This window comes from Arthrobacter sp. K4-10C (assembly GCF_059090085.1).
Genome location: NZ_JBNHFI010000008.1, coordinates 218982 through 245975, shown reverse-complemented (window position 1 = coordinate 245975; position 26994 = coordinate 218982). Strand labels below are relative to the sequence as shown.

Genomic DNA, 26994 nt, shown 5'->3' with positions numbered 1-26994 from the left:
ACTGATAAGGGGCGTCGCATGTCTTGTTTTCGCTTTTCTGGCCTACATCCCTCGCGCCGGGGCAAGCCCCTGGCCATGCTCGCGGCCGGGATCCTGGCCGTCCTGGCAAGCGTTCCACCCGCCCACGCTGCAGACACGACGCCGCTTGATCCCAATCCCGGGCCTGCCGGCAACTTCGCGTGGAAGGGATTCAACTGGGAGAAACGCTTCTGGGGCGGTGCGCCGCAATACAACAGGCTGTTTGCGGCGGCCAATGTCAGCAACCCGGACCCGGATGGACACGTCACCCTGAGTCTGACCAATCCCACCGGTGATGCGCCCGTGGGTGCGGAGTTCCAGTCCACCCGGCAGGGATTCGGCTATGGGACTTACAGCACCACAGTGGAGAAGGACCTCACAACGCTTCAGAAGGAAGTGGTGTGGGGTTGCCTCTTCACCTACGACCCCCTCGCGGAACCGGGCTACAACGAAATTGACCTGTGCGAGGCCTCCGCGTGGGGCGGCGGCGCCGCCTACGGCGAGTCCTGGCCGGTGACCCAGGGCCACGGGTACTGGTTTGATGCCAGCAAACCGCCGGGCGAAGGCAACAACACGACGGTCTTTGACGTAACGTCCAGCCCCATCACCACCCACCGGATGGTGTGGGAGCCCGGCCGGATCACCTTCGAAACCTTTGCCGGCGAAGGGTACGGCGGGACGCTGCTGAAGCGGACCGTCCTGGAGGGAGCTACCGTTCCGGTTCCGGCCAGGGAACAGATCCACTTCAATCTGTGGGTCACCGGCGGAGGCGGTGGAGACCCTGCCCACGTCAAGCCGGAAAGCGTGGTGATCCGCGATTTCTCCTTCGTTCCAGCCGCCGCGCCCGCTCCTGCAGAACCGGTCTCGGCGATCAAGCTCAGCGCCACCACCACCAAGAGCAAGGGGGTCAGCTCCACCACACTGAAGTGGACCGGAGCAACCGGGGGCACCGTCACGCTGTGGATCAACGGCGTCCGGAAATCCGTCCCCAACACGGGAAGCTTCGTCAACAGCATCAAAGGCGGGAACACCACCACTTATAAGATCTGCGACACCGCCGGGTGCTCGAATGTGGTCAGCATCGTCACCTGACACCGCATAAGAAGCAGGTCCTGCCGACGAAGAATGCAGCGCGCCGTATGCGGCTGCATTCTTCGTTTCGCTGGGTAGGCAGCAGGCCCACCGCCACCCGGCCAGGACTTTGGGTCAGGACTTGGCGCCCCGCACAGGAACGATCCGCTTAAGGGCGAGCCCCAGTGCCAGAAGGGCAAAAGCTGCGAGCGCGAACCAGAACACGTCGCCCGCTCCGGTCATGGCGAGGGTTCCGGAACCTGCTCCGGCGGCCGCCGGAACTGCTGGGTTGTTGTACATGGGGTTACCAGGCTTTCTTTCTGTTGAAGGCTGCATCTGCATACGCCTTCGCGTGGACCACCTGCAGGAACAGGTCGATCAGCAGCTCGTACATGGTGGCGGCAGCGAGCATGTATCTCCATCCCCGCAGCCGCACTGTCACTACACGTTCGATCACGAAGACACCGGTCACGGCGAGCCAGAACGGCTGGATGTGCAGCCCCTCCCCCGTGCCCAGTGCAAACGCCACCGTGCTGATATAGGCAAGGGTGACCACCACGCCCACCAGCGATAAAAACTGCCTGCCCCAATACGGCCGGGTGACCCGGGTCCACCCGTACTGGACGCAGTTCTCCACCGCGCCGCGCTTCCAGCGCAGCCGCTGGGCCCACAGCTCACGCCAGGTGGGCATCACTTCCGTGACCAGGGTGCAGTCAGCGGGGGAACGGATGCGGTACTTGAGCGTCAGCAGCGCAAAGGACAACTCGTTATCCTCGGTGAGGACGGACGTATCGTAAACACCGCCGCACCCGTTTCCGGGCGGAAGCGTGCCGTCCAGCCGTGCCGCTACCACGTCCCGGAGCGTCCTTGCGCGGAACAGCGCGGCCGTTCCGGTTACCACCAGGCATTTGCCCTGGAGCCGTCGCACATCCCGGGCATAGCGGGCGTATTCATTCCGCTGGAGGTGGCCCACGAAGCCGCCGCCCTTTGCTCCGGTGAAGACACCGCCCACAGCACCAAGGCGGGGGTCGGCCCGCAGGTGGGCAACGGAGCGCTCGATGAAATCGCGGGATAACTGCGAATCTGCATCCTGGATAAGGATCAGGTCCTCGGGCGCCGCCTGGGGCAGGAGTCCGGCCAGGACAAAGTTCAGGGCACCTGCTTTTTTGTCCTGGTTGCCCTCGGTGCGGACAACCTCCGCCCCGGCGGCCACGGCAATATCCTCTGTGGCGTCCGTACAATTGTCAGCCACGACCACCACCCGGTCCGGAATAAGGGTCTGACCCTGCAGGGAAGCCAGGGTCTCCGAAATTCCTGCCGCTTCATTATGCGCTGGAATTATGACAGTAATCACAGACCGAGCTCCGCCCCCGGAGTCGCTGAACCGTTTATGAGCGCAAAATGCGACCCGCGGCACACCCTTTTCATAATTCTCCCGAAACGCCCCGACACAGTGGATTTCGAGTCTTCCAACGCCACCGCAAAGGATCGGCACAAAACCGGCAAATAAGCCGCAAACTTCCATCAAGATAAACGCACAAATTTTGACTTCCGGAGGACCGGGCTAGCCGAGGTTGCGGGGAGCCTGCGTCCACGCCCAGGACCCATACCCCACTCCAAGGCATGCAACCAACTCCACCCAAAATCGACCAGAAACCGAACAAAATCTCTTGACCTTGAACGCGCAGCGCTGTTAGAAATGCCTTAGCTCAAATGAATCGATACAAACGTGCGTCTGCACCTATCCACCTCATCAAAGGAGATGACCTTGGCCATCGCTTCCCACACCCCTGCCCCACTCGGAAAGAGCACTAAACGGTCCGCCGCCGTCGGGATTGCCGCAGCAGTCCTGCTCAGTGGAGCTGGACTGCACCTCAGCGCCCTGGAAGCCAATGCCGAACCAAGCAACTACCGGTTCGACTTTGGCAACGGCCCGGTGGAACAGGGCTACACCGGAGTCAGCGGCGCGGACGCGTACAGCCCCGACAAGCGCTACGGCTTTAACACCCCCGAGTACATGGCTGACGTTCCGGCCAAGGGAACCGGCGTGGGAAGCGACGCTGTGCGTTTCCACCAGTTCGGCACCAAGAGCACCAACACGTTCAACGTGGACCTGAAGGAGGGGCTGTACAAGGTAACCGCCACCCTCGGCGACACGGCCCGTGCCAGCATCGCCGCCGAAGGCGTCTTCCAGGAGATGAACCTGACCGGAAACGGCGCCCAGGCGTCCTTCGAAATTCCGGTCCTGGACGGGCAGCTGAACCTCCTGGTCACGGAGGGCAAGGCCGGCGCCGCCTTCACGCTGAGCGCACTGGAGATCGAAAAGGTGTCACGCCACCCGGAAATGGATCCAACCATCTGGGTGGGCGGGGACTCGACTGTTGCCAGCTACTATCCACTCGAAACCAGCGCGCAGGGCGGCTGGGGCCAGATGCTGCCGCAGTTTGTTGACCCGGAGGCCTTCGACGTCCGCAACATGGCCACCGGCGGCCAGATTGCCCGCGGCTTCCGCAACGACGGCCAGCTTGAAGCCATCCTGCAGTACATCAAACCCGGGGACCTGTTCCTGCTGGAGATGGGCATCAACGACACCGCCGCCAAGAACGCCACCACGGAAGCGGAGTTCAAGGAGATCATGCGGGACATGGTCCGGCAGGTGGCCGCCACCGGGGCCACGCCTGTCCTGGTCACGCCCCAGGGCCGCGCCACGGACTTCGTTGAGGGCGTCCATTCCTCGGTGAACCGCTGGTACCGCCACTCCACGGTTGCCCTGGCGCAGGAGGAGAACGTGCCGCTGGTGGACCTGAACGTCCTGGCGTCCGCCTACTTCACGGAGATCGGGCCGGAGGCCACCCTGGCGCTCTTCATGCCCGGCGACGCCCTGCACCCCAACCGCGCAGGCGCCGGAGTACTGGCGCGCCTGGTCACCGCGGACCTCACCAGGCAGGGCCTGCTGTAGCCATTACGACGGCGGGACGCGGCCCAGTGCCGCATCCCGCCGTCGTACCGTCCCAGCATCAGCCCCCGGGCATCCTGGATTCCCATGCGCGGGCTACCCGCCCAAATGGTGCACCATGAAAGCCGTCAGGAAGCCCACGGACGCCGTCAGCCCGGTCAGGTTATGGTGCTCTTCGAAGGCCTCGGGCGCTCCTGCCGGCTTTCTTCATGCCAGCGGTTCCGGACAGCCCTTCGGGCACGTTCGAGATGAAGACTGCGGCCATCATGGCCGGGCTGACCACTCCGCCGGCCAGCATGCCCACGCCCAGGACCACGGACTCGGGCACCCCGTCCAGCAAGGCACCGACCGCGATCGCAGTGCCGCTTCCCGGGTCCTCTTGCTCGGACGGCTGCTGGTCGCCTGAGCGCTTCCGGTGCTTGGCCCCCGCCCGGGCGAGCATCATGTTGGCGCCGACGTACACAACCGCACCCGCCAGGAAGCCGGCCACCGTGGGCCACAGCCCGCCGCCCTCCACGCCTTCGTCCACCAGTTCGAAGGCCAGGGCAGAGATCAGCACGCCCGCCCCGAAGGACATGATCGAGGACACCAGCTTGGACGGCAGCGACCATCGCCAGGACAGCGCCGCGCCCAGCACCAGTGCCGCGCCGCCTACGGTTCCCCACAGGAGTGCCTGCAGCCATAAGGGCATTGCCGTCCTCCTTCCGGCTTCCCCAGCGGAAGCCTTCCAACAGCAAAAGCCGCAGCGGCGCCATGACGCTTCAGGCCGTAGAGCAGCCAGACTAGTGGAGGCATCTGGCGCCCGCAGAATTGATGGGATCTTGACCCAAACCTTGCGGTCCCCTGAAGTAGCGGGTCCACGCTGGAGGTATCGGACCAACCAGCTTGTGGGGAGCAGGACGTCATGGGACATACGACAGCTATCGAAGACGATGTCATCACCGTGGGAGGCGTGCTGACGGATCAGCATCCGCTCGACTTCCACGCTTTGGGGCTGGCCGGCTGCATTGACCGGCTCACCAGGCCCCTCCGTCAGCGAGGGACCGCGGTCCGCTGGGATACTCCGCACTGGGGCATCGAGATTCCGGCGGACTGCGCGTCCCTTCTCTACCAATCGGCCCGGGAAGCGCTCAGCAACGCCTACAAATACTCGGCGGCGTCCCGGCTCACCGTCCAGCTCGCCGCCGTGGACCACGGCATCCGCCTGGTAGTGGCCGACGACGGCACGGGCTTTGACAGCCGCCGCGCCACGTGCGGACGGCACCACGGCTACGGGCTGCGGCTCATGGCGGTCGCCGTCCGGGAGGCCGGCGGCTGCGTGGACATCAGTTCCAGCCCGGGCCACGGCACCAGCGTGACGGTGACCCTGCCGCTGGACTGAAACAGCCGGAACACAGACTCGGAGGCCCGCCGTGCTGGGACGGCGGGCCTTCGCATGCCTGCTTTGCTTTTATCGCGTCAGTTTCGCCTCATCGGTCTCCATGTCGCCAATATGGCCGGGTGCGTTGGCTGCCAGGACACGGGCAACGAAGGCGGCATATTCGTCCATGTAGTGGCGCAGGAACTTCGCGGTGTCCGCGTTCCTGACTTCGCCGTCCTCGCCGAACACGGCCGAGTCGAAGTGGATGTACGCCTCGGGGGCGTTCAACTGTGGCGCGTCCAGGAAGCTGAGGACGCTGCGGAAGGAGGACTGCATCACCGCGGTGCCGATGCTGCCGATGGACGCGCCGATGATGCCGGTGGGCTTGCGGGCAAACGAGTTGCTTCCCCACGGGCGGGAACCCCAGTCGATGGCGTTCTTCAGTGCGCCGGGGATGGACCGGTTGTACTCCGGGGAGACGAACAGGATGCCGTCCGAAGCCTCGATGGCCTCCTTGAGGGCACGGGCCGCGGGCGGGAAGTCGGCGTCGTAGTCCTGGCTGTAGAGCGGGAGGTCCCGGATGGGGATCTCGGTGAACTCCAGGTCCTCCGGAGCGAGCCGGATCAACGCCTTGGAAAGGACCCGGTTGATAGAGCCGGTGGCCAGGCTTCCCACGAAATATCCGATCTTGAACGGTGCCATGAGTGTCCCTTCAGACGGCCGGACGGCGCCGGCGTATCCATGTTCTTGCGAAGCAGGTGCCGCCGGTCCCTGCCGGAACGGCCGCGATGGTTGGTGCCACTGCACGAACAGTCCAGCACAAAAGGCCCGGCCCGGCCAGAGCCAGGCTCCCTGGGGGAATGTCCTTGACAGGCCGCGGCGGGGAGCGCTGAATGATCTGTAGCGCAGTCCGGGTTTCGCAGCGTTCCGCCGCCTCCCCCTGTCGCCCTTCCAAGGAGCACAGCAGCCATGACGGACTATCCACTAGACGAGCGAGTCCATACCGAAGCACCCGCCGAGGGCGATCCAGACGCGGACATCACGGAGATCCGCGTGCATTCGCAGGACCCGGCAGAAGGGGCCGACGAGCCCACACCGCCGGCGTCCAAGTAGCAGTCCGCGGCACTCGGACGCCGTTCCCGCAGGACCCAGCCGCATGCCCCGGTGGCACCCGCCCACGTGCCGCCGTCGTCCGTTGCCCGGCGGCGCCTCTCCCCGCCACTCACTTGGGCTCTGGAAAGGGACGCGCACAAAAGGTATGTTGGTAAGCATGCTGATGATTTTCCGACTCATCAGTTCCGGTGACACAGCGAAGGAGACGTTATGAGCACGAAGGTGGAAAAACGCATTCTGGTGAACGTACCGGTGAGCACGGCCTACAACCAGTGGACCCAATTCGAGGACTTCCCGCACTTCATGGGCGGCGTTAAGAGCGTTACGCAGCTGGCCGACGACCGGCTGGAATGGGTGGCCGAGATCGGCGGCATCCGCCGGCAGTGGGAAGCGAAGATCCTGGAGCAGGTTCCGGACCGCAAGGTGGCCTGGGCAGCCACCGAAGGCGCCACGAACGCGGGCGTTGTGGAGTTCGAGGACATCGGCGGCGGGCAGACCTCCGTGCAGCTGACGCTCGAATACGAGCCCGAAGGACTGATCGAGAAGGTGGGCGACAAGCTCAACGTAATTGACCGGCAGGCCGAGGCCGACCTGCAGCGGTTCAAGGAATTCATTGAGGACGAGGGCTACGCCAGCGGAGCCTGGCGCGGCACCGTTAACCCGGGCGCCACGGCGGGAACACCGGGCGTGGAGGACGCCGCCGCATCCCGGGGCGACTCCGGCAAGGCAGGCGTTTCGGGCAAGATGGCCGCCGGCCTCGGTGTTGCTGCAGCCGCCGGTGCCGCTGCCGCCATGGCTGCCGGCGGCAACAAGGGAACCACCGAAGGCGCCGACGAAACGGTAACTCCAACAGTTCCCGGGGAGCCTGTCACCGTCACGCCAATCCCGACCGACACCACCGAGACAGGCACCACCACTACAGGCGCCGCAACAGCGGGCACTGCAACAGCCGGCACGACGGCGGCAGCCGGCTCCACCGGCTCAGTCGCCGACCTGGGTGATGACAGGATCGGGCACGCTTTCGACCAGACGAACGGCCTGGTGGACACCACGGGAGAGTCCGACGAGACGGTGGAGGGCGAGAACCTGAGCGCCGGCGAGCGCCGCGAAGATGATCGCCGTCCCGACGGCGGCCTGCCGCCCGTGGGCGGCAACCTCGGCCAGCACTGACACTGCCTGATTGCGCGGGCGCCGGGGTCTTCCCCGGCGCCCGCAGCGGTCCGGTGAGCCTGCTAAACGGGGCTGGCCGCACGAGCACCGCCCGCCTCTCCCCCGAGGCGGGCGGTGCTTTGCCGTCCTTTATGTTGTACTGCCGGCGCTACTTGTCCGCGCCGGTGTAGGTGACGTTCGGCTTGGCCGGGGTTTCCATGCCCTCCCCGATGAAGAAGCCCGGGTGCGGCGGCTGGTTGTAGGCCACGTTCTCGCGGGCAACGGCGGTCCGGTAGACGGTGTCGTGCATCAGGGTGCGGAGCCGGACCTCGGTGGGCGATGTGCTGGTGTAGATCCGCAGTTCCGTGCTGTCCGACGACGGGTACGCGAGTTCTTCGCGCCAGTCGCCCAGCAGGTCCGCCTGCAGCGACGGGTTGCCTTTGGTGTGGTTGTTGGTACGGGCACCGGTGGCGGTCAGCAGCCGGTCGCTGGATTCGGTTTCCCAGTTCCACTTGGAGATGGTGGGCACGCCCACGCCGGCAACGGCGTCGAAATCGTGGTCCACCACCTCGCGGAGCAGGTCGCCGTCCCACCATGCCATGAAGTTGGCTGCGGGGATCTTGCCGGAAATCTTCTCCCCCTTTGCCGACATCAGGGAACCAACGGGTGAGTTCCAGGCAGCGTCGCCGCCCACGGCCCAGCTCTCTGAGCCCGGGAAGCGGGGATCGACGTCGCCGGTGGCGCCGCGGCCGGTGTCCCGGGTGGCGGGAATGCTCCAGAGGACTTCACCGGTGGCGGAGTCGCGGAAGGTGGCCCCGCGGTTGCCGCTGGCGGACATGCTTTCATGTACGGCGAAGGTTTCCAGCCCGGGCCGGGAGGGGTCGAGGTCGCTGGTGTGGACCGCGTCGCCGTGTCCCAGCCTGGTGTTGTAGAGCGGGGCACCATTGTCATCGATGGTCATGGAGCCGAACACGAATTCGTCCTTGCCGTCCTGGTCCACGTCCGCCACGGAGAGGTTGTGGTTGCCCTGGCCTGCGTATTCCTTGCCGGCGACATCGGAGTCGAAGCTCCAGCGCTTCGCCAGCTTGCCGTCCACCAGGTCGTACGTGACCAGGACGGTGCGGGTGTAGTAGCCGCGGCTGAACATCAGCGAGGGCTTTTCACCGTCGAGGTACGCGACGGCGGCCAGGAAGCGGTCCACGCGGTTGCCGTAGCCGTCGCCCCAGGCGGACACGTTGCCGCGGGGCGGGTCGTAGGCAACGGTGTCCATGATGGTGCCGGTGGCGCCGTTGAACACGGTGAGGTATTCGGGACCGGACAGGATGTAGCCGCCGCTGTTGCGGTGGTCGGCGGCTGCGTCACCGATGACCGTTCCGGCGGCGTCCTTGGTGCCGTCGGCGGTCTTGAAGGAGACCTCGGCCTTGCCGTCGCCGTCGAAGTCGTAGGCCAGCAACTGGGTGTAGTGGGCGCCGGCGCGGATGTTGTGTCCCAGGTCGATGCGCCAGAGCTTGGTGCCGTCCATCTTGTAGGCGTCAACATACACGTTGCCGGTGTAGCCGGACTTTGAGTTGTCCTGCGCGTTGGAGGGGTTCCAGAGCTGGATGATCTCATAGCTGCCGTCACCGTCCAGGTCCGCGACCGTCGCGTCGTTGGCCGTATAGGTGTAGGGCTTGCCGTCCTTGGCCACACCGTCTGCGGGCTTGTCCAGCTTGATGGCCAGGTAGTTTTGCTTCAGCGGGGTGAACCCGGCGCTGAGCTTGTCCTGCCCATTTCCGTTGCCCACGGTCTTGATGACGTACTTGGAGTCCGCCGTGCCTGCAGGGTCACTGTAGGTGGTGGTGTTGCGAATGGGCTCTTCCGTAATCTGGACGCCGTCGCGGATCACGTGGAACCCAATGCTGTCCTGGTCCAGGCCCAGCATCCGCCAGCCCAGCGTGACGCCCTGGTCCGTCAGCACCGCCACGGGGGCGCGGTCCAGGTTTTCAACCTGGCGCTTGAGGTCGGCTTTGCCGGCGGCGGCGTTCGCCTGGCCCGGATTCGCCTCCCCGGGGTCTGCCTGGGCGAGCGGGACCCCGGTGAAGGCAAGCGCTGCAGCTGTCACCGAGGCGGCTGCGGCCAGCGGGGCTGCTTTCCAGGCGCGGCCGGCGCGGGATTTGCGGGAACAAGTGGGAATAGCCAAGAGAACATCTCCTTTGATGCGGCGGCAACTGAGTCTGCCGCACGACAGTTTGGAACGTTTCACCAGCTCACCGAACACCGCTCCGCCATTGGCGAACCGGAGGGGTGGAGTGCGCGGAAAACGCTTTCTGCCCTTAACGTTTATCAGCGGTTCGGGCGGCGGGTCAAGGGCTGTTCCGGTACTTTTTGGGAGAAATTGTTCCCTTACGTGCCTGTTAGGCTTCCAGCGCCTACTTCCGTCCTGCCGCCGCCTTCAACAGCGGCACGGTCCGCGTGGGCATGACCTCCACCAGGGACATGGCCGTGCTGGTGCGGACGACGCCGGCAATCGCCAGCATCGCGTTGGTCACCCGGTGGAGGTCGGCCGGGTCCTTCGCGGCCACCTTGGCCAGCAGGTCGGCGTCACCGGTGGTGGCATGCATTTCGATGATTTCCGGGATGGTCCGCAGCGCGGCCATTGCCTCGTCACTGGCGGACTGGCTGATGGAGATCGAGATGAAGGCGATAAGCGGAAGCCCCAGCGCCTGCGTCCGGACCCGCTGGCTGAACGGCGCCAGGCTCCCGTCGTTCACCAGGCGCCGCAGCCGTGCATGGACGGTATTGCGGGCAACCCCGAGTGTTCGGGACAGGGACAGGACTGTTGCCTGCGGATCCTGGTCGAGTGTGAGGAGGATCTCGGCGTCCAGAGCATCAATGAGGTGCATACTGAGCATTTTGACACTTCATTCCCGCTTCAGTCCCGGATCTGTCCTGCTGGAAGGGAGCGTGTTGCGCAAAGCTGCGCCACTGCCCCACGATGCCTGTATGACCAGCATCCTTCCCGAAGCGGCCGCACCCGCGCTGCGCGCCGCCGTCGCGAACCTTCCCGCTTACGTTGCCGGTAAGAGCGCCGAATCGGAATTGACAGCCGCCCTGGCTTCGAACGAAAGCCACTTCGCTCCGCTGCCGTCCGTCGTCGGGGTTGTTGCCGCGGAAGCCGGCCGGATCCACCGGTACCCCAACATGGGCGTGGTTGATGTTCGGGAGGCCATCGCCCTCCACCATGGGGTTTCAGCAGACGAGATCGCGGCCGGCCCCGGCAGTTCCGGCGTGCTGCAGCAGATCATCCACGCCGTCTGCGATGCCGGGGACGAGGTGGTCTTTGCCTGGCGGTCCTTCGAGGCGTATCCCATCCTGGTCAACGTGGCCGGCGCCGCGCCTGTCCCGGTCCCGCTGCTGGACAACGAGCAGCACGACCTCACCGCCATGGCCGCGGCCATCACTGGCCGCACCCGTCTGGTGATCCTGTGCTCCCCCAACAATCCCACGGGCGTATCCATTGGCGCTGACGCACTGGAGAAGTTCCTCCAGGCCGTGCCGTCCCGGGTCCTTGTGGTGCTGGACGAAGCGTACATCGAATACCAGCGTGCACCCGGCCTGGTTTCACTGGAGTTCTACCGGCGGTACCCCAACCTGTGCATCCTGCGCACCTTCTCGAAGGCGTACGGGCTCGCCGGCCTTCGGATCGGCTACGCCATTGCCCGTCCCGTCCTGGCTGACGGGCTCCGCCGCACGGCCATTCCCTTCGGAGTCAACCGGATGGCCCAGGCCGCGGCCGTGGCATCGCTGGCAGCCGGTGAAGAAATTGCTGCGCGGACCGGTGCGGTGGCCGAGGAGCGCACCCGTGTCATCGGCGCCCTCCGCGGGTTCGGCTGGGACGTCCCGGACAGCCAGGCCAACTTCTACTGGCTCCGAGCATCAGATGAGCTGCGCGAACAGTTGCTGGGCGCACTGGCCGAGGCGGATATCCTCGCCCGTGGCTACGCGGGCGACGGCGTCCGCATCACCTTGGCGGACAAGGAAACGAATGACCGCGTGCTGGCGGTCCTTTCGGACCGCGGAAGGTTTGCTCCCCAGTGAGTACGGCCATCATTCCCAAACCCGCCGCCTCTGCCGGAAGCACGGTGCAAGGAACCGCGACGACGGCACCCGCCGCGCCGCCGTCGGCAGTCCGTCATTCCCTGCTCGAGGATGTCCTGGGAATCCTCACCGGAACATTCGCCGCTTCGCTGGGCCTGTACCTGCTCAAGTCAAGCGAGGCCGTCACCGGCGGGACGGCGGGCTTGGCGCTGCTGCTCAGCTACACCCTGCCGCTGCCGTTCGGTGTCATCTTCTTCGGGGTGAACGTGCCCTTTTTTGGCCTGGCGGTCTGGAAGAAGGGCTGGAACTTCGCGCTGCGCACCGGTGTGGCCGTGGCCGTGGTCTCGGCTATGGCCAGCCTGCACCCGTGGGCGCTGGGGCCGCTGGAGATTGATCCCGCCTACGGCGTGCTGGGCGGAAACCTGCTGGCCGGCGTCGGGCTGCTCATCCTGTTCCGGCACAAGTCCAGCCTGGGCGGCTTCAGCATCCTGGCCCTGCTGCTCCAGGAGAAACTGAAGTGGCGCGCCGGGTATGTGCAGATGGTGCTCGATGTGGCCATCGTGCTCGCGGCCCTGGCGCTGGTGGCACCGTTGACGGTGCTGCTGTCCGCCGTGGGCGCCACCCTGCTGAACCTCATCCTCGCACTGAACCACCGGCCCGGACGGTATCTCGGAAAGTAGCCGCCGGGACCGCTGTTTATTCCCGAAAACCGGCTGAAATATCCCCGCGGAAGCCGCTGTTGCCGGGGATATGACAACAATCGGAATCATCGGTGCAGGACACATTGGAAGCCAGGTTGCCCGGAAGGCGGTGGAGCTGGGCTACGACGTAGTTATCAGCAACTCCCGCGGGCCCGGGACACTGGCGGGCCTGGTGGCGGAACTCGGGCCGAAGGCACGGGCGGCTACCGCGGCAGAGGCAGCAGCAGCCGGCGACTTCGCCGTGGTCAGTGTCCCGCTGAAGAACTACAAGGACGTCCCGGTGGAGCCGCTGGCCGGCAAGATCGTCATCGACACGAACAACTACTATTGGGAGCGGGACGGCCGCATCCCGGCCCTGGATAACGGCGAGGCCACCACGTCCGGGCTGCTCCAGGAACACCTGCCGGAATCCAAGGTGGCCAAGGGCTTCAACCACATCATGGCGTCGCAGATCACCACCGATGGCACTCCCACGGGTTCCGAGAACCGCCGGGCCCTGGCAACGGCCAGCGATTATCCGGAAGCCGCCGAACTGGTGACCCGGCTGTATGACGAGTTCGGCTTCGACACCGTCAATATCGGGCTGCTGGAGGAGAGCTGGCGTGTGGAACGTGACCGCCCGGCATATGTGGTGCGGCAGAACGCGGCCGAGCTGAAGGAAAACCTGGCCGAGGCCCCGCGGACCATCTGACCCGCCTCCGCGCAAACCTGGGCTGGCAGCAGGCGTCGCCGAACTTCGGTTCCGGTGCGTCTGCTGCCAGTCGGATGCGGTTAGTGGTCGCGATCGTCCTCGTGATCGTGGCCGTGCTGCCGCGCGGGAACCAGCACCACTTCGTGGGGTGTGGGTGGCAGTTGGTTGAACTGCGCGTTCACCACCGCGAGCGTGTTTCCGAACAGTGCAGCCGTCGTGGGGATATTGAAGTTCGGGCTCGTGATGACGTCCCGGACAGCGCCCGAGGACAGATCATGGCTGAGCTTGATCCGGCTGATTTGGTTCAGGAAATTCTGGACCGCCCACACCGTCTTGCCGCGGACCACAATGCCGTCAACGTTGGGCACACTCACACCCCGAATGAGCGCGCTTTCTCCGCTCTTTGGGTTGACCGTGTAAAGGGCCTTGTCATTCGAGTGCGCAACAATCAGCACCCGGCCGTCTTTGACGGAAGCAATGCCGTTCACATTGAATGCCCCGGTTATGCCACCGGCCGGTCCAATCAAGGGCAACGTTTTCACGTATCCCCGCTTGCCGTCCCAGCTCACCTTCAAGCGGTAGAGCTCCCCGCGGGCCGAGTTGGTGAACCAGGCCCCGTCCTCGGTGAGGGTGACGTCATTGATGAAGCCCGGCGCAAGGTCGAAAGCACCCACGGCTTCCCTGGACTTAGTGTTGTAGACGAAGGCCTTCCCGGTTTCGCCGCCGGCAACGAACAACAGGTTGTTGCGGGCATCGAACTTCATTCCCGCAGCCCGCCGATCCGCGGGTGCATCAATGAACCGAGTGGCCTTACCCTCCCGGATGTCCCCCTTGAAGATGTCGCCGGTCATCAGCTCCCCGGCATAGAAAGTGGTCCCGCGCCCGGCCGCGATACCCTCGGCGGAGGTGGCGCCGTCGAGCACTATGACGCCGTTCGCCGGGGACTCCCCGGCGGTGGCGGGAACGGCTGTGGGAAGGATGAGGGCCATTAAAGCGATGAACCCGATGACTGCACGGCGTTGTACTGTTCGGCGCATAATGCTTCCTGGATTTGGATGATGCGCGGGGCCCTCTGCGGCAGCTCCGCACGATGGTACAGCCAGTTTAAGTGCCGGCAGAGGGGCCGGCCAAGGCATCGGAGCCCCCAATCTGCTTACAATCGAAACCTCAAACGACTACTGAGGGATCCATGAAGAAATTCGCCACAGTCCTGTTCGCCGCCGGCCTGGTTGCTTCGGCTACAGCCTGCTCCGCCTCCCACCAACTGTCCACCGCTGAGACCTGCGAGCGGATCCAGTCCGTTGTGTCGAACCCTGCCAACAACGCCGGCAAGACGGGCATGAACCGGCTGGCAAACCAGATCCGCCCCATCCACGCGGTCGCTTCCGACGACCTGAAGCCCGCGCTCGAGTCGATCCTCGAGTACACGGACGAGCAGGCGAAGGAGACGCCGGACGAAGCCAAGCTCACCGAACTCCAGGCAGGTTACGAGCAGGCCAGCAACAGCTACAGGGAGTTCTGCAGCTAAGCATCCGCCGCGGACCCGGTCCGGGCCTCCTGGGCTACAGGGTGGCCGGGTCGGTGTTGGCTCCGCAGAGGATCACAGCCACGCGCTGGTCCGGGTGCGGCACGAAGGCGCCGCTCGTGAGGGCAGCATAGGCGGCCGCGGCACCGTGCTCCACGGCCATCCGGTACGTACTCCAGAGCTTCGTGCGTGCTTGAATGATGTCGTCATCGGACACCAGGACGCTTTCGACGCCGGTGCGGACCGCCAGGGAGAAGCCGATGTCACCGATGCGGCGGGCGCCCAGCGAGTCCGCCGCGACGCCGGACACCGCCACGTCAACAGGTTCTCCCGCTGCGAGGGCCGCATGAAGGGTGGGTGCGCTTTCCGGTTCCACGGCCACAACTTCTGCATGGCCTTCCACGGCGGCAGCGATGCCTGCCATCAGTCCGCCTCCGCCGACGGCAACCAGGACGGTGTCCACGCCCGGGACCTGCTCCAGCAACTCGGAGCCAACGGTTCCTGCACCGGCCGCGATTTCGGGCTGGTCGTAGGCGTGGCAGTACACCGCGCCGGTTTCCCGGGCGTGGGCCACGGCCGCCTGGTACGCCTCGGCGTATTCCGCGCCGCCCTGCACCACGGTTGCGCCGATGGCCTTGAGCTTTCTGACTTTGACTTCGGGTGCGGCGGCGGGAACGAATACCGTGGCGGGGACGCCAAGCCGGGCCGCCGCATAGGCGTTGGCGAGGCCGGCGTTCCCGCCGGAAGCCACCACTACCCCCACGTCCGGCCGCAGTTCGCCGCGTTCCTTGCTTGCCAGGATCCGGTTCAAAGCACCCCGCGCCTTGAAGGTCCCGGTGTGCTGCATGAACTCGCACTTGAGCCAGACCGGGCCTGGGAATGCATCCCGGTCAGCTTCCATCACGGGAGTCAGGCGGGTGAGGCCCGCGGTCCGGTCCGCAGCCTGGTCGACGTCGGCACGGGTGATCACGTCAGACTTCGTCGTCCCAGGTTCCGGGCTCCTGGAGGGCTTCCTCGGGCTTGTGCTCCTGGCCCGGCCCGCCGCTGCCGACATACGATGCCGGCACGGTACCGCCCGCATGGGCCTGCTGCTCCTCGCGGATGTTGGCTGCGTTGGGAAGCTCAGGATGCTGGCCGCTTTGCGGAGCCTCCTTCGCTTCACCGGCGCCGGTCCGGGCTTCGTCAGGATCGCCGGGGCCGCGAAGGTCTGCGTCGTTCAGGGGCTCGTCATTCGATGTGGTCATGGTGCTGCCTTTCACCTTGGAGGAAGTGGCTGCTTCCGGCCGGGCTGGCCCGGCCGCTTTCCAGCCTACGGTTTCAGCGGGCTGATCGCTTGGAAGCGGGGAACCTGTGATGGCCGGCGCAACCGGTGAAAACCGCCCGGTTAGCTGTGATTTCCCCCTCAACCGGGACTTTGCGGGAACCTCGGGCGTTAAACCCCTTGCTGAAGGAGGCCACGTGATCATTGTCCTTACCGGGATCGACGGTTCCGGGAAGTCCACGGCGGCCCGCGCCCTGGTATCAGCCATGCAGGCGCGCGGCGGCAAGGCCCTGCTGCTGAACAACCACGCCGGCCGGCGCAGCATGTCCATCCTGGCCGCCAGGGCGGGGATCCGGCTGCCCCACCGCCTGGCGGACGCCGTGGAAACCACCTTCCGTGTGTGGAATGTATTGGCCTCCCACCTGCGCGCGAGCCGCTTGGAAGGGCTGGTGCTGATGGACCGCCACCTGTACTGCCAGCTTGCCCTGCGCACTGCCAAAGGACTGCCCCGCGGCCGCTTCCTGCCCTGGCTCCTCAAAGCGCTTCCTGCCCCGGACGCGGTGGTTCACCTGGATATTGATCCGGGCGAGGCGCACCGGCGGATTGTTGCCCGCGGAACAGACGACGAAACGCTGGAGGATCTCATCGCGTTCCGGGATGCCTACCTGCAACTGCCGGAATACAAGGACTTCGTGAAGGTGGACGCCTCCGTACCGGCGCCGGAACTCGCCAAACGGCTGGGCCAGGTTACGGAGCAGATCCAGGAGCGCCAGGCGGAGAGCGCCTCAAGCAAAACAGTCACAAAGAAGAATTAGCACTTTCGCATAGTGGAAATACAATTTCCTCTTGCGGAAGAAGTGTGAGCGGGATTACCTTGGGCTTAGGCCCGCATGGCGGGACGTTCCCCGATTGATAGGCAAAGGTCAATGAAGATCCCAAACCCTGAGGCACTGAAGGCGAGTTCGGTGCCCGCGAAGAAGAAACGGCTGTACCAGTCGCTGTTCTTCCAGATTCTGATCGCCGTCGTGGCAGGTGTCCTTCTGGGGCATTTCTGGCCGGACCTCGGCTCCCAACTGAGGCCGCTCGGAGATGGCTTCATCAAACTCATCAAGATGATCATCGCGCCGCTGATCTTCCTGGTGATCGTCACCGGAATTTCAGCCGTAGGCGACGTCAAGGCGGTGGGACGGGTTGGGGTCAAGGCCCTGGTCTACTTCACAGCGGCAACTTCGTTCGCCCTCGTGTTCGGGCTGGTGGTGGCCAACATCGTCCAACCCGGCGCAGGTTTGAACATCGATCCCGCAACACTCTCCCAGGCGGACCTGGATGCCAAGACCGGAGCAGGCGCACCCAAGGATGCCGCATCCTTCATCCTGGATGTCATCCCGGCAAGCGTCATCGGGGCATTCGCCAACAACAGCCTCCTGCAGGTGCTGTTCTTCTCCGTGTTCTTCGGCGCAGCGATCGTGGTCATCGGACGCGACAAGTGCATGCCCGTCATCAGCCTCATGGAAACCGTCCTGGAGCTCATTTTCAAGATCATGTCCTGGATCATGAAAATGGCCCCCATCGGCGCCTTCGGAGCCATGGCGTTCATCATCGGCCAGTACGGACTGGACACGCTCAGCACCTACGCGCTCCTGATCGCCGCCTGCTACGGAGCCGCCGTCGTCTTCATTGGCCTCCTGTTCATCGTGGCCTGGGCCACCGCACGCGTTCCGCTCTGGCAGTTCCTGAAGTACACGCGGGAAGAGTTCCTGCTGGCCCTCGGAACCGCGTCCACCGAGGCGGTCATGCCCCGCATCATGACCAAGCTGACCAACGCCGGCTGCTCCCGCGCCACCACCGGCCTGGTGGTTCCCACCGGATACTCCTTCAACCTGGACGGCGCGGCAATCTACCTGTCCATCTCCCTGCTGTTCCTCGCCCAGGCCTTCGGCCACAACCTGGACCTCGGCCAGCAGCTGGCCGCCCTCGGGATCCTGCTGCTCACGTCCAAGGGCATGGCCGGGGTTCCGGGATCCTCCTTCCTTGCCCTCTCGGCAACCGCCGCCGCCCTGGGCATCTTCCCGGTTGCCGGCGTGGCGCTCCTCCTCGGTGCCGATCGGCTCATGGACTCCATGCGGGTGGTGGTGAACCTGCTGGGCAACTGCGTCGCAACGTTCGTCGTGTCCAAGTGGGAGGGCCAATTCGACCGCAGCGTGATGCTGCGCGCCTTCAAGGGCGAGATCACCAACCATGACTCGGCCATCATGCTGGGCAAGGAAGAAGTCTTCGAAGACCAGGAAATGCAGCGGCTCAGCGAAGGGCAGGGCCCCTCACCCAAGTTCCGGGGCGGGCCCAATCCGCAGGAAATCCCACAGTTCCAGATGAGCAAGGCGGAGCGGGTGGGAACAGGCAACAGCCCGGACTGAACCCGACGCTCGGCATCTACAGCGAGGGCGGGCAGGACCATCCGGTCCTGCCCGCCCTGCTCGCTGCAATCAGCGTGACTCGGTCGGCGAAGCCGTCGACGTCGCGGTGTCGTCGGTTTCCGTAGCCGTCGGTGACGCTGTATCGCGCGGCGAGGCCGTGCCCGTGGAAGTGGCTGTGGAGGTTGACGTCGGGCTGGAGGTGGCGCCGCCGTCGTCCGCCTGCCGAAGCACCTCATTGATGAGGTCCTCAAGTTCCTTCCGGTCCGCGTCGCCCAGATCGGAGCCGCTCTTCGTCGCCACCACCAGCAGCCTCTCCTCGGCAGCGGACACCTGCATCAGCTTTTGCTGGTTCTCGCCGCCGCGGGTGCTGAGGGTGGCAAAGGTTTCCTCGGCGTCAGTCCGGGCCTGCAGTTCCTCACTGGAGACTTCATAGCTCTGGCCCAGGGCCTCAACCGTGAAGGTGGCGCACCGGCCCATCTTTCCCTTGATGTCGGTGAGCACCCGCTCGGCATCCTCGCCTTCACCGCTGGATTGCGCGGAGAGTGTGCGGGGCTGGTTTCCTTCGGAGACCGCGACGGCGACCTCGCCATTCTCCACGGTGTCCAGCAGGCCGGCGGTGGCAATGTCCTTGCAGTCTTCAGGGTTCATGGACGCGGCGCTCAGCAGCAGGTTTGCGATGTTCCCGCCCTGGTCCACCTGCTCCTTCGAGTAGAGCTTCAGCTCGTTTCCGTCTGTGTCAGCCTTGCCGGAAATCAGGCTGCGCAGCTCATCCTCGGTGTACACCTTGCCATCCCCGGTAGCGGAGGCCGTTGCGGTGGCGGCGGGGCTGGCGGCCCCGCCGCCTCCGCCCGTGCAGCCGGCCAGGGCCAGCATCGCCGCAGTCATCAATCCAAGCGCCGGAACTTTCCGCATGAAAACGATCCTTTCGAAATAGCAAGCATGCTTAGGGTTCCCAGCGTAAAGGGTCCGGACACCAAGTGCACCTTGTGGAATAATCCGAGTAGTGGTCCGCACCGGACCGCTCCACAGACCAAGAGGGGCAACATTGTCCGCCACACCTACCGGCACAGCGAGGGCGGCCATCAACAACTCGCAGGTCCCCAAGCATGAGCAGCTCCGGCTGATCATCCTGCGGCTGGCCAAGGAGGAACTGGGCCCCGGCGCACGGCTCCCCAGCGAGCGGACGCTCATGGACTCCTACGGCGTCAGCCGCATCACTGTCCGGGCCGCGATCGGCCGCCTGGTCAACGAGGGGCACCTGGTCCGGGTTCCGGCGAAAGGCACCTTCGTGGCCGACTCCCCGGTCCAGTCCACGCTGCACCTGGCTTCGTTCACCCAGGAAATGGAGGCGATGGGCCACGCCCCCAGCACCGTGGTGCTGGTGGCGGAGTCGGCCTCCGCACCGAACGACACAGCGGAGGCGCTCAGCCTGCCCCGGGGATCAGAGGCCATCCACCTGCGCCGGCTCCGCCTGGCCGACGGCCGCCCGGTCAGCGTCGACGATGCCTGGTACAACCCCCAGCACGCCGCCGGGCTGCTGGACATCGACCTGACAGGCTCCGTGTACAAGGCACTGGCCGGCCAGTTCGGCCACCAGATCGACCGCGCACGGCAAAGCGTCCGGTCCGAGGGCGCCCCCGCCGACGTGGGGGCGCTCCTCGGAACCGGAACCGGAGCGCCGGTCCTGGCCTTTGACCGGGTTTCCTACTCAGGCGCCTTGGCCATCGAGCACTCACGCTCGTGGTACCGGTCCGACCGCTATTCCCTCAACATGGAAGTCCGGCTCTAGGCCTTACTGCCGGGAACCACCCCAGCAGCACGCCATTCCCGCGGCGGTCAGTCCAGCGCGAACAGGGTGGCGCCCGCGGCTACGGCGCCGTCCGCCAGCAGTGTTGCCGTGTCCGGCTTGGTGTCGAGTACGACGACGGGACTCACCATCGAGTAGCCGGCGGCCAGGGCGGGGGCCGGGTCCACATGCATGATGGGCTCCCCGGCAATGACGGTGTCGCCCTGGGCGATCAGCAGCTTGAAGCCGTCGCCCTTGAGCTTCACGGTGTCGATGCCCACGTGGGTCAGCACACCGCGGCCTGACTCCCCCACCACCACAAAGGCGTGCGGCAGGAGCTTGACCACTTTCCCCGAAAGCGGGGACACGACCTCGAACGTCCCGCCGGCCGGCGGCTCAACGGCCGCACCGGAACCCACCATCTGTCCTGCGAACACTGGATCGGGAACATCGGACAGCGGCACCACTGCTCCACTGATGGGAGCAAGGACAACCAGGGACTCCGCCACTAGAGGAGGTCCTCGATGTCTTCGGCCAGGGCGTCTGCCTCGGGCCCGACAATCACCTGGACGGCCGTCCCGGCAGCGAGCACGCCATGGGCTCCGGCGGCCTTCAGCGACGCTTCGTTCACCAGCGAACCATCCTTCACCTCGGTGCGAAGTCGGGTGATGCAGGCTTCCACCTCGACGATGTTCGCGGCTCCGCCCAGGCCTTCAATGATCTTTTCTGCTTTGGACATGGCTGCCCTTTCTGACGGTGCCCGCTGGGAGCACTTCTTCGGCACCGGACCGGCGGACCGGTGCGACCAATTCTGGCTTTCTCCGCTTCGAACCAACAGCCCGGAGCGTGTTGCCCCTGACCTTGACAGCCGGTCGTGGGATGAATCACACTGAACTGGTCATAACCAGACAGTACCGGCTGGAACCGTCTCTTCACAAGCCCCCATCCCCAACCCGCAGAGGTGTACCCATGTCAACATCCGAGACCGCGGCCCTGGCTCCGGAGAAGAAGCCAAACCGCGCCTTCGCAACCCTCCAGCGGCTTGGCCGCTGCCTGATGCTTCCCATCGCCGTCCTTCCCGCCGCGGGCCTGCTGCTACGCATCGGCCAGCCCGACCTGCTCGGCGCCATCCCCGGGTTCGAAGGCGGCGCCGCCGTCATCTCCGCTGCCGGCAACGCAGTGTTCACCTGGCTGCCGCTGATCTTCGCCGTCGGCATCGCCATCGGCTGGGCCAAGAAGGCGGACGGCTCCACCGCTCTGGCAGCCGTGGTGGGCTACATGGTGATCGACGGTGTCTTCAAGGCCATGTCACCGCTTGTCCTGGCCGGGCAGGTGGATCCGGCCGGTAAGCAGGCCGTCATCAACTACGGCGTACTCGCGGGCATCGTGGTGGGCCTGCTCTCCGCCGTATTGTGGCAACGGTTCTACCGCACCAAGCTGCCCGACTTCCTGGGCTTCTTCAGCGGCCGCCGCCTGGTGCCCATCCTGACGTCCGTCACCAGCCTGGTTGCCGGCGTCGTCCTTGCCCTCTTCTACCCGCTCTTCAACGCCGGCCTCTCGGCGGCCGGCCAGGCCGTGGCCGGGAACCCGGAACTTGGCGGCGGCATCTACGGCTTCGCCAACCGCATGCTCCTCCCCGCGGGCCTGCACCACATCCTCAACTCGGGGCTGTGGTTCCTGATCGGCGACTACACGGACGCCTCCGGCCAGCTGGTCCGCGGCGACCTGAACCGCTTCTTCGCCGGCGACCCTGCGGCTGGCGTCTTCATGACGGGCTTCTTCCCCATCATGATGTTCGGCTTGCCGGCGGCGGCCCTTGCCATGTGGCGCCACGCCAAGCCCTCACAGAAGAAGATCGTGGGCGGCATCATGCTCTCCACCGCGCTTACCGCCTTCTTCACCGGCATCACCGAACCGCTTGAGTACGCGTTCATGTTCGTGGCCTTCCCCCTGTACATCGTCCACGCCGTCCTGACCGGAACATCCATGGCCCTGGTCAACGCCCTGGACATCCACCACGGCTTTACGTTCTCGGCGGGCCTGATCGACTTCGTCCTCAACTTCGGCAAATCGCAGAACGGCTGGCTGCTCATCCCCATCGGGCTGGGCTACGCGGTGATTTACTACTTCCTTTTCTCCTTCGTCATCAAGCGCTGGAACCTCCGCACCCCCGGCCGGGAGGACGACGAGGTCACGGTGGACACCGAGGCTGCCAAGTAGGCCTTGCCCGTCGTCTTGATCCTGTAATTACCAACCGAAAGCATCTCCGCATGGAAATCATCATCCTTCCCGCTCCTGCCGATGTGGCCCGTACGGCCGCGGACACCGTCGAGGAACAAGTCCGCCGCGGCCCGTCCGTCCTGGGCCTGGCCACCGGCTCCACTCCTCTGGGTACGTACCAGGAGCTTATTGAGCGGCACCGGACCGGCGGCCTGAGTTTCGCCCAGGCGCAGGCGTTCCTCCTGGACGAGTACGTGGGGTTGCCTCCGGCGCATCCGCAGTCCTACCACTCGGTGATCCGTGACGAGTTCACCGCCAGGGTGGACTTCGCTCCGGATGCGGTGCACGGGCTGGACGGGATGGCGGAGGACCCGGAAGCCGAAGCGGCCCGGTACGAGGGCCGGATCGCAGCAGCGGGCGGGGTGGACATCCAGATCCTGGGCATCGGCACGGACGGGCACGTGGGGTTCAACGAGCCAATGTCCTCGTTGGGCTCCCGCACGCGCATCAAGACGCTCACCCGGCAGACCCGGCAGGACAACGCCCGCTTCTTCGACTCCGCGGACGATGTCCCGGACCATGTCCTCACCCAGGGTTTGGGCACCATCCGCGAGGCCCGGCACCTGCTGCTGCTCGCGATGGGAGAGTCCAAAGCGGAAGCAATCGCGGCCGCCGTGGAAGGTCCGGTCGCCGCGATCTGCCCGGCGTCCGCGCTCCAGCTTCACCCGCACGTGTCCGTCCTGGTGGACGAGGCCGCGGCCTCCCGGCTTAAGCACCGCGACTACTACACGGACGCCTTCGGCCGGAAGCCGGCATGGCAGGGACTCTGAGCACGGGACCGGGCGGGGCCGGGCCGGGCGCAGCCGGGGCAGCTGTCACGGCGCCCCTGCTCGAACTGGCCGTGGAGGACGCCGACGGCGTGCGGCTGGCTGCCGCCGTCGGCGCCGCGCGCGTGGAGCTCTGCGCAGCCCTGGCCGAGACCGAAGGCATCACGCCGAGCATCGGCACGATAGAGCAGGCCTGCAGCGTCGGCCTGCCTGTACATGTCCTGGTACGGCCCCGGCCCGGCAACTTCACCTACTCGGCCGGGGAGCTCGAAGTAATCGAGCATGACGTGGCAGCGGCGATCGACGCCGGCGCCGCAGGCGTGGTGGTGGGCGTGCTGGCGGCCGACGGCGGACCGGACGTCCCCGCCGTCCGGCGCATCGCTGAAGTGGCACGACGCCACAAACCGTCCGCGGAAGTGACGTTCCACCGGGCCTTCGACGCCGTCCTCGCAGCGGGGGTGGACCCCGCCGAGGCCCTGGCCCGGGTGGAACAAGCGGGGGTAAACCGGGTCCTTACCAGCGGCGGCAGCCCGGACTGCACCACGGGCCTTGGCATGCTCGCCCGGCTCGTGGACGTCGGACGCACCCACGCGCCGTCGGTCCAGGTCATGGCTGGCGGCGGGGTGACCCTGGAGCTGGTACCGTCGCTCCTCCACAGCGGCGTCCACGCAGTCCACACTTCCGCCAGGCCCCGCCAGGGAGTGTCCGGCACGGACCGGGCACCTGCCGCGGACCCCACCCTGGCCGCCGCGATGGCTACGGCAGTAACTGCGGCATACACACCGGAAGGCCTGGAAGCATGAGCCACGAAACCGTCCTCCACGGCCGCCTCGTCACCGGAAGCATGGACATCGCCGACGGCATCGTAGTGATCGACGGCGGTGTCATCACCTACGCGGGCCCGGCGCCGGAATTCCGCGGGGAAAGTGAGCCCGCACGGGACTTTCGTGGGGAGGCTGGACCGGTTGGTGCCGTTCAGGGCAGCGCCGCCGGACACATCCTGCTGCCCGGTTTGGTAGACCTGCACTGCCACGGCGCGCACGGCTCGGACTTCTCAGAGGGATCCCCCGACGGCGCCCGGTCAGCGGCCCGCTACCTGCACAGCCGGGGAACCACCACATTCCTGGCCAGCCTCGTCACCGGATCACCGGAAAACCTTGTGCGGAACCTCTGCGTACTGCGCGTCCTCGCAGAGGAAGGCCTCATTGCCGGCTCCCATTTGGAAGGACCCTTCCTCGCGTCCGGGCAATGCGGCGCGCATGATCCGGCGTTGCTCCTCCAACCGGATACCACATTGGCGGCCGAACTGCTTGAAGCCGCCGGGCCTTCCCTGGTTTCCATGACGCTGGCGGCGGAACTTCCCGGCGCGTCCCGTCTGGTGGACCTGCTCGCGCCGCGCGGCATCATTCCATCCCTCGGACACACCGCTGCCAACGCCGCCGCGGCGGCCGAATTCCTGGAACAGGCGGCCGCCGGTCTGGCCGGTCCCGCGAACGCGACCGGACGCTTCCGGCCCACCGTTACGCACCTGTTCAACGCCATGCCCGGCCTCCACCACCGCTCCCCCGGCCCGGTATCGGCAAGCCTCGCTGCTGCCCGCGCCGGCAACGCCGTTGTGGAACTGATAGCAGACGGCGTCCACCTGGCACCGGAAACGGTCAAGCTCGTCTTCGACCTGGTCGGCGCCGAAAATATCGCACTCGTCACCGACTCCATGGCCGCCACCGGCCTGCAGGACGGGGCATACCAGCTCGGTTCGCTTGCCGTCACAGTGGACCATGGCGTGGCCCGGGTGGACAGCACCGGAGCCATCGCCGGCGGAACCGCCACCCTGCTGGACGTTGTCCGCACCACCGTCGCCGCAGGCGTCCCCCTGCAGGACGCCATCCTGGCCGCAAGCGCTGTACCGGCCGCGGTCCTCGGTCTGTCCTCCCAGGCAGGCGAGCTGCGCGCAGGAATGCCCGCCGACGTCGTCGTGGTGGATCCCGCACTCAATCTGGCGGGGGTACTGCGCCGCGGTGAATGGGTGACCGCACTCGAGCAGGGCAAGCGAATACCCCGACTGGGAACCACCCCACCTGCCAGCTGACATGGGGTTTCCAGAAGCGGCCCGCCGCAGCCAAGTGCCTATGTTCAACCATCAGCACCGGGCAGGCAAACCTCCACCAGCCCGCCGGTGACCCGGGTTTCGAAGCGCGGCTGCCGGGACGTGGCAGGGCCAGCCTGCACCTCGCCGGTTCGCAATGAGAATGTGCTTCGGTGCCACGGGCAGACGACGCATGGTTCGTTGGCGCTGCCGTTTTTGAGCTTGCCCTCATGTAGCGGCCCGGACAGGTGACTGCACACGTCCGACAGCACATCAACCGTGTCCCCTTCACGGAACACGACCAGCGGCAGCCCGGCAACGTCGCGCTTGTGAAGCGTGCCCTCGGGCAGATCGGAAAGCTGCGCCAGGGGGTGCCAGCCGGACGGGAACCGGTGCCAAATCTCCTCGCTGTGGTTGACGCCGGCCGCCTGACGGTACGTGAGGTGCCCGCCCAGGAAGCCTCCGCCGCTGACCGTGGCGAGACCGAGGTAGGCAAGCACCTTGCCACTCGTGTGGCGGCCCCGGGCACGTTGTACCAGGGACAGGGTGTAAAGACCTGTAGCAGTGATGTTTGCGGCGGCGTGCACCAGGCCCACGCGTTGCTGCTGGGGGTGCAGCTGGGACCAGTCCGTGAACCCGGCAATGGCTGAAGGGACAGCGCTCAGCGTTCCCACCCCGATCAGCACCTTGCTGGCTTTCCCGCTGCCCGGAAGGGCATCCAGAACACCGGCCGAGATCCATGCCCCGATCGGCACCTGTACCGCCAGCGGATGAACCGGATGGCCCACGGGCACGCCGTGCAGGATGTCGCGGGCCCACCTCGGCCGGATAACCTTTTTCACTGCTTTCCGGACGCTCTTGGCCACCGGGTCCAGCCATTCGGCATCTTCAAAACGGGTAACAAGTTCAAGTGCAGGCAGTGGCTTCATGGGTCTCCCTTACCCTGTTTCCTGGAATCCTTGCAACAGAACAGTGACAGCCGTTTACCGCAGCGGGGACCCCACCACGGTGAACTGGTTCCCGCCCATCTCGCCGGTCAGCAGGGGCATGGCCTCGGCGATTGCAGCACGCACGCTGTCCAGCTGGAGGGAAGCCCGGTGCGCCTCGGGGGACTCCCACAGTTCGCTTACGAACACCGTGTCCGGGGCATCGTCGTTCACGCCCACCTCGTACAGCAGGCAGCCGGCCTCCTTCAGGCCCGGCATCGGCCGGAGCAGGATAGACACGACGGCGTCGCGGTGGCCGGGCTTGGTTCCGAGGCTTCCCACGTTCGCAAAAGTCATAGGGACAGTCTGCAGCATGGCAATGACAAAGGAGGCTGCAACCGCAATAGAAATGTTGCCCGCGCCGCGTGATCCGGCACGCAAAAAGGGGTAAGTCTAGGACTGGCTAAAGCAGTGGGCCAACCGGCAGTCATTGGGAGCACGAACCATGAAAGCCAATGCCAGTATCCCAGCCGATATCGAGCTGGGCACCACGCCCTCGGGCAGGATTTTCCACGCCTTCCACGGCCTGCGTCTGGTGCCGACGGCGAACCTCCTCCGCTTGAAACGTGCCCTCGAACCAGGCAGCGAGGCAGCCGGGTCCAGCGCAGCAACCGACCTGCTTCAGCGGATCGGCGAGGAGTTGTCCCGCCGCCGGCAGCAAAGCCCGCAGGCGGGCTAAGACCATCCGCACCGCGGCCTGGGCCGCGGAAGCGGGTGAGGGCGGACCTTGGCTACAAGGGGCCGCCACCGCGG

30 protein-coding genes and 1 pseudogene are annotated in these 26994 nt (G+C 65.9%); 17 read left to right on the top strand and 14 right to left on the bottom strand.

Features of this window, described 5'->3' with window-relative positions; all coding sequences use genetic code 11:
* Positions 1-18 precede the first annotated feature (18 nt).
* Entirely contained in the window at positions 19-1110 is a 1092-nt protein-coding gene (locus AC5RUU_RS13380) for a LamG domain-containing protein (protein ID WP_493975687.1), read from the top strand.
* A gap of 114 nt (positions 1111-1224) precedes the next feature.
* Here the strand turns inward: AC5RUU_RS13380 and AC5RUU_RS13375 are convergent, their stop codons facing one another.
* Both AC5RUU_RS13375 and AC5RUU_RS13370 read right to left on the bottom strand, forming a co-directional pair.
* Positions 1225-1389, bottom strand: a complete 165-nt coding sequence (locus AC5RUU_RS13375; protein WP_493975686.1) for a hypothetical protein — start codon at positions 1387-1389, stop codon at positions 1225-1227.
* 4 nt (positions 1390-1393) lie between these two features.
* Entirely contained in the window at positions 1394-2443 is a 1050-nt protein-coding gene (locus AC5RUU_RS13370) for a glycosyltransferase family 2 protein (RefSeq protein WP_493975685.1), read from the bottom strand.
* 414 nt (positions 2444-2857) lie between these two features.
* Between AC5RUU_RS13370 and AC5RUU_RS13365 the strand changes: the two genes are divergently transcribed.
* The gene (locus AC5RUU_RS13365) at positions 2858-4048 is read left to right on the top strand and encodes a rhamnogalacturonan acetylesterase (protein ID WP_493975684.1); all 1191 of its coding nucleotides are present in this window, start codon (positions 2858-2860) and stop codon (positions 4046-4048) included.
* 93 nt (positions 4049-4141) lie between these two features.
* On the opposite strand, the pseudogene AC5RUU_RS13360 reads toward AC5RUU_RS13365, so the two are convergent.
* Positions 4142-4736: pseudogene (locus tag AC5RUU_RS13360) on the bottom strand (ZIP family metal transporter).
* A 213-nt stretch (positions 4737-4949) separates the two neighbouring features.
* Here AC5RUU_RS13360 and AC5RUU_RS13355 point away from each other — a divergent pair.
* Positions 4950-5426, top strand: a complete 477-nt coding sequence (locus AC5RUU_RS13355) for a sensor histidine kinase (RefSeq protein ID WP_493975683.1) — start codon at positions 4950-4952, stop codon at positions 5424-5426.
* A 69-nt stretch (positions 5427-5495) separates the two neighbouring features.
* Here the strand turns inward: AC5RUU_RS13355 and AC5RUU_RS13350 are convergent, their stop codons facing one another.
* Positions 5496-6107 carry an NADPH-dependent FMN reductase gene (locus tag AC5RUU_RS13350; RefSeq protein WP_493975682.1) on the bottom strand — a complete coding sequence of 204 codons (612 nt, stop codon included), beginning with the start codon at positions 6105-6107 and terminating at the stop codon, positions 5496-5498.
* A gap of 267 nt (positions 6108-6374) precedes the next feature.
* Between AC5RUU_RS13350 and AC5RUU_RS13345 the strand changes: the two genes are divergently transcribed.
* Positions 6375-6518: a hypothetical protein gene (locus tag AC5RUU_RS13345; protein WP_493975681.1), complete on the top strand. Its 144-nt coding sequence runs from the start codon at positions 6375-6377 to the stop codon at positions 6516-6518.
* A 210-nt stretch (positions 6519-6728) separates the two neighbouring features.
* Positions 6729-7688, top strand: coding sequence for an SRPBCC family protein (locus AC5RUU_RS13340; RefSeq protein WP_493975680.1), 960 nt, complete (start codon positions 6729-6731; stop codon positions 7686-7688).
* Positions 7689-7836: 148 nt separating this feature from the next.
* Here the strand turns inward: AC5RUU_RS13340 and AC5RUU_RS13335 are convergent, their stop codons facing one another.
* Both AC5RUU_RS13335 and AC5RUU_RS13330 read right to left on the bottom strand, forming a co-directional pair.
* The gene (locus AC5RUU_RS13335; protein ID WP_493975679.1) at positions 7837-9846 is read right to left on the bottom strand and encodes a rhamnogalacturonan lyase; all 2010 of its coding nucleotides are present in this window, start codon (positions 9844-9846) and stop codon (positions 7837-7839) included.
* 229 nt (positions 9847-10075) lie between these two features.
* Positions 10076-10558, bottom strand: coding sequence for an Lrp/AsnC family transcriptional regulator (locus AC5RUU_RS13330; protein ID WP_493975678.1), 483 nt, complete (start codon positions 10556-10558; stop codon positions 10076-10078).
* Positions 10559-10649: 91 nt separating this feature from the next.
* Here AC5RUU_RS13330 and AC5RUU_RS13325 point away from each other — a divergent pair, with 91 nt between their 5' ends.
* The 3 genes from AC5RUU_RS13325 (at position 10650) to AC5RUU_RS13315 (ending at position 13136) form a co-directional block, all read left to right on the top strand.
* On the top strand, positions 10650-11744 hold the full coding sequence (locus AC5RUU_RS13325; RefSeq protein ID WP_493975677.1) for a histidinol-phosphate transaminase: 1095 nt from the start codon (positions 10650-10652) through the stop codon (positions 11742-11744).
* 11 nt (positions 11745-11755) lie between these two features.
* Entirely contained in the window at positions 11756-12424 is a 669-nt protein-coding gene (locus tag AC5RUU_RS13320; protein ID WP_493975709.1) for a YitT family protein, read from the top strand.
* Between the two features lie 70 nt (positions 12425-12494).
* Positions 12495-13136, top strand: a complete 642-nt coding sequence (locus AC5RUU_RS13315) for an NADPH-dependent F420 reductase (RefSeq protein WP_493975676.1) — start codon at positions 12495-12497, stop codon at positions 13134-13136.
* An 80-nt stretch (positions 13137-13216) separates the two neighbouring features.
* On the opposite strand, the gene AC5RUU_RS13310 is transcribed toward AC5RUU_RS13315, so the two are convergent.
* Positions 13217-14173, bottom strand: coding sequence for an SMP-30/gluconolactonase/LRE family protein (locus AC5RUU_RS13310; protein WP_493975675.1), 957 nt, complete (start codon positions 14171-14173; stop codon positions 13217-13219).
* 152 nt (positions 14174-14325) lie between these two features.
* Here AC5RUU_RS13310 and AC5RUU_RS13305 point away from each other — a divergent pair, with 152 nt between their 5' ends.
* Entirely contained in the window at positions 14326-14664 is a 339-nt protein-coding gene (locus tag AC5RUU_RS13305) for a hypothetical protein (RefSeq protein ID WP_493975674.1), read from the top strand.
* A 34-nt stretch (positions 14665-14698) separates the two neighbouring features.
* On the opposite strand, the gene AC5RUU_RS13300 is transcribed toward AC5RUU_RS13305, so the two are convergent.
* Together AC5RUU_RS13300 and AC5RUU_RS13295 are read right to left on the bottom strand one after the other, a co-directional pair.
* Complete coding sequence (locus tag AC5RUU_RS13300; protein ID WP_493975673.1) at positions 14699-15631, bottom strand: threonine/serine dehydratase; 933 nt, start codon at positions 15629-15631, stop codon at positions 14699-14701.
* Position 15632: 1 nt separating this feature from the next.
* Complete coding sequence (locus tag AC5RUU_RS13295; RefSeq protein WP_493975672.1) at positions 15633-15905, bottom strand: hypothetical protein; 273 nt, start codon at positions 15903-15905, stop codon at positions 15633-15635.
* A gap of 214 nt (positions 15906-16119) precedes the next feature.
* Between AC5RUU_RS13295 and AC5RUU_RS13290 the strand changes: the two genes are divergently transcribed.
* Positions 16120-16737 (top strand): nucleoside/nucleotide kinase family protein, encoded by a 618-nt coding sequence (locus AC5RUU_RS13290; protein ID WP_493975671.1) that lies wholly within the window; start codon positions 16120-16122, stop codon positions 16735-16737.
* A 111-nt stretch (positions 16738-16848) separates the two neighbouring features.
* Positions 16849-18336 carry a cation:dicarboxylate symporter family transporter gene (locus AC5RUU_RS13285; protein ID WP_493975670.1) on the top strand — a complete coding sequence of 496 codons (1488 nt, stop codon included), beginning with the start codon at positions 16849-16851 and terminating at the stop codon, positions 18334-18336.
* Positions 18337-18405: 69 nt separating this feature from the next.
* On the opposite strand, the gene AC5RUU_RS13280 is transcribed toward AC5RUU_RS13285, so the two are convergent.
* Complete coding sequence (locus AC5RUU_RS13280) at positions 18406-19248, bottom strand: hypothetical protein (protein ID WP_493975669.1); 843 nt, start codon at positions 19246-19248, stop codon at positions 18406-18408.
* Positions 19249-19381: 133 nt separating this feature from the next.
* Here AC5RUU_RS13280 and AC5RUU_RS13275 point away from each other — a divergent pair, with 133 nt between their 5' ends.
* Positions 19382-20125, top strand: a complete 744-nt coding sequence (locus AC5RUU_RS13275) for a GntR family transcriptional regulator (protein WP_493975668.1) — start codon at positions 19382-19384, stop codon at positions 20123-20125.
* Positions 20126-20172: 47 nt separating this feature from the next.
* On the opposite strand, the gene AC5RUU_RS13270 is transcribed toward AC5RUU_RS13275, so the two are convergent.
* Both AC5RUU_RS13270 and AC5RUU_RS13265 read right to left on the bottom strand, forming a co-directional pair.
* Positions 20173-20631 carry a PTS sugar transporter subunit IIA gene (locus tag AC5RUU_RS13270; protein ID WP_493975667.1) on the bottom strand — a complete coding sequence of 153 codons (459 nt, stop codon included), beginning with the start codon at positions 20629-20631 and terminating at the stop codon, positions 20173-20175.
* The gene (locus AC5RUU_RS13265; protein WP_493975666.1) at positions 20631-20861 is read right to left on the bottom strand and encodes a PTS sugar transporter subunit IIB; all 231 of its coding nucleotides are present in this window, start codon (positions 20859-20861) and stop codon (positions 20631-20633) included. Before AC5RUU_RS13265 ends, AC5RUU_RS13270 begins: the two co-directional genes overlap by 1 nt.
* 230 nt (positions 20862-21091) lie before the next feature.
* Between AC5RUU_RS13265 and AC5RUU_RS13260 the strand changes: the two genes are divergently transcribed.
* From AC5RUU_RS13260 to AC5RUU_RS13245, 4 genes are read left to right on the top strand one after another with little or no spacing between them, the layout of a single operon-like run.
* Entirely contained in the window at positions 21092-22342 is a 1251-nt protein-coding gene (locus tag AC5RUU_RS13260) for a PTS transporter subunit EIIC (protein WP_493975665.1), read from the top strand.
* Positions 22343-22392: 50 nt separating this feature from the next.
* Positions 22393-23172, top strand: a complete 780-nt coding sequence (gene nagB, locus AC5RUU_RS13255; RefSeq protein WP_493975664.1) for a glucosamine-6-phosphate deaminase — start codon at positions 22393-22395, stop codon at positions 23170-23172.
* Positions 23157-23972: a copper homeostasis protein CutC gene (locus tag AC5RUU_RS13250; protein WP_493975663.1), complete on the top strand. Its 816-nt coding sequence runs from the start codon at positions 23157-23159 to the stop codon at positions 23970-23972. The genes nagB and AC5RUU_RS13250 overlap by 16 nt, the downstream gene beginning before the upstream one ends.
* Positions 23969-25258: an N-acetylglucosamine-6-phosphate deacetylase gene (locus AC5RUU_RS13245; RefSeq protein WP_493975662.1), complete on the top strand. Its 1290-nt coding sequence runs from the start codon at positions 23969-23971 to the stop codon at positions 25256-25258. The genes AC5RUU_RS13250 and AC5RUU_RS13245 overlap by 4 nt, the downstream gene beginning before the upstream one ends.
* Before the next feature lie 44 nt (positions 25259-25302).
* Here the strand turns inward: AC5RUU_RS13245 and AC5RUU_RS13240 are convergent, their stop codons facing one another.
* A complete protein-coding gene (locus AC5RUU_RS13240) occupies positions 25303-26184 on the bottom strand; it encodes a Rieske (2Fe-2S) protein (protein WP_493975661.1) in 882 nt (293 codons plus the stop codon).
* A gap of 54 nt (positions 26185-26238) precedes the next feature.
* On the bottom strand, positions 26239-26538 hold the full coding sequence (locus tag AC5RUU_RS13235; protein WP_493975660.1) for a putative quinol monooxygenase: 300 nt from the start codon (positions 26536-26538) through the stop codon (positions 26239-26241).
* Positions 26539-26686: 148 nt separating this feature from the next.
* On the opposite strand from AC5RUU_RS13235, the gene AC5RUU_RS13230 reads away from it, so the two are divergent.
* A complete protein-coding gene (locus AC5RUU_RS13230) occupies positions 26687-26920 on the top strand; it encodes a hypothetical protein (RefSeq protein WP_493975659.1) in 234 nt (77 codons plus the stop codon).
* The last annotated feature ends 74 nt before the right edge of the window (positions 26921-26994 follow it).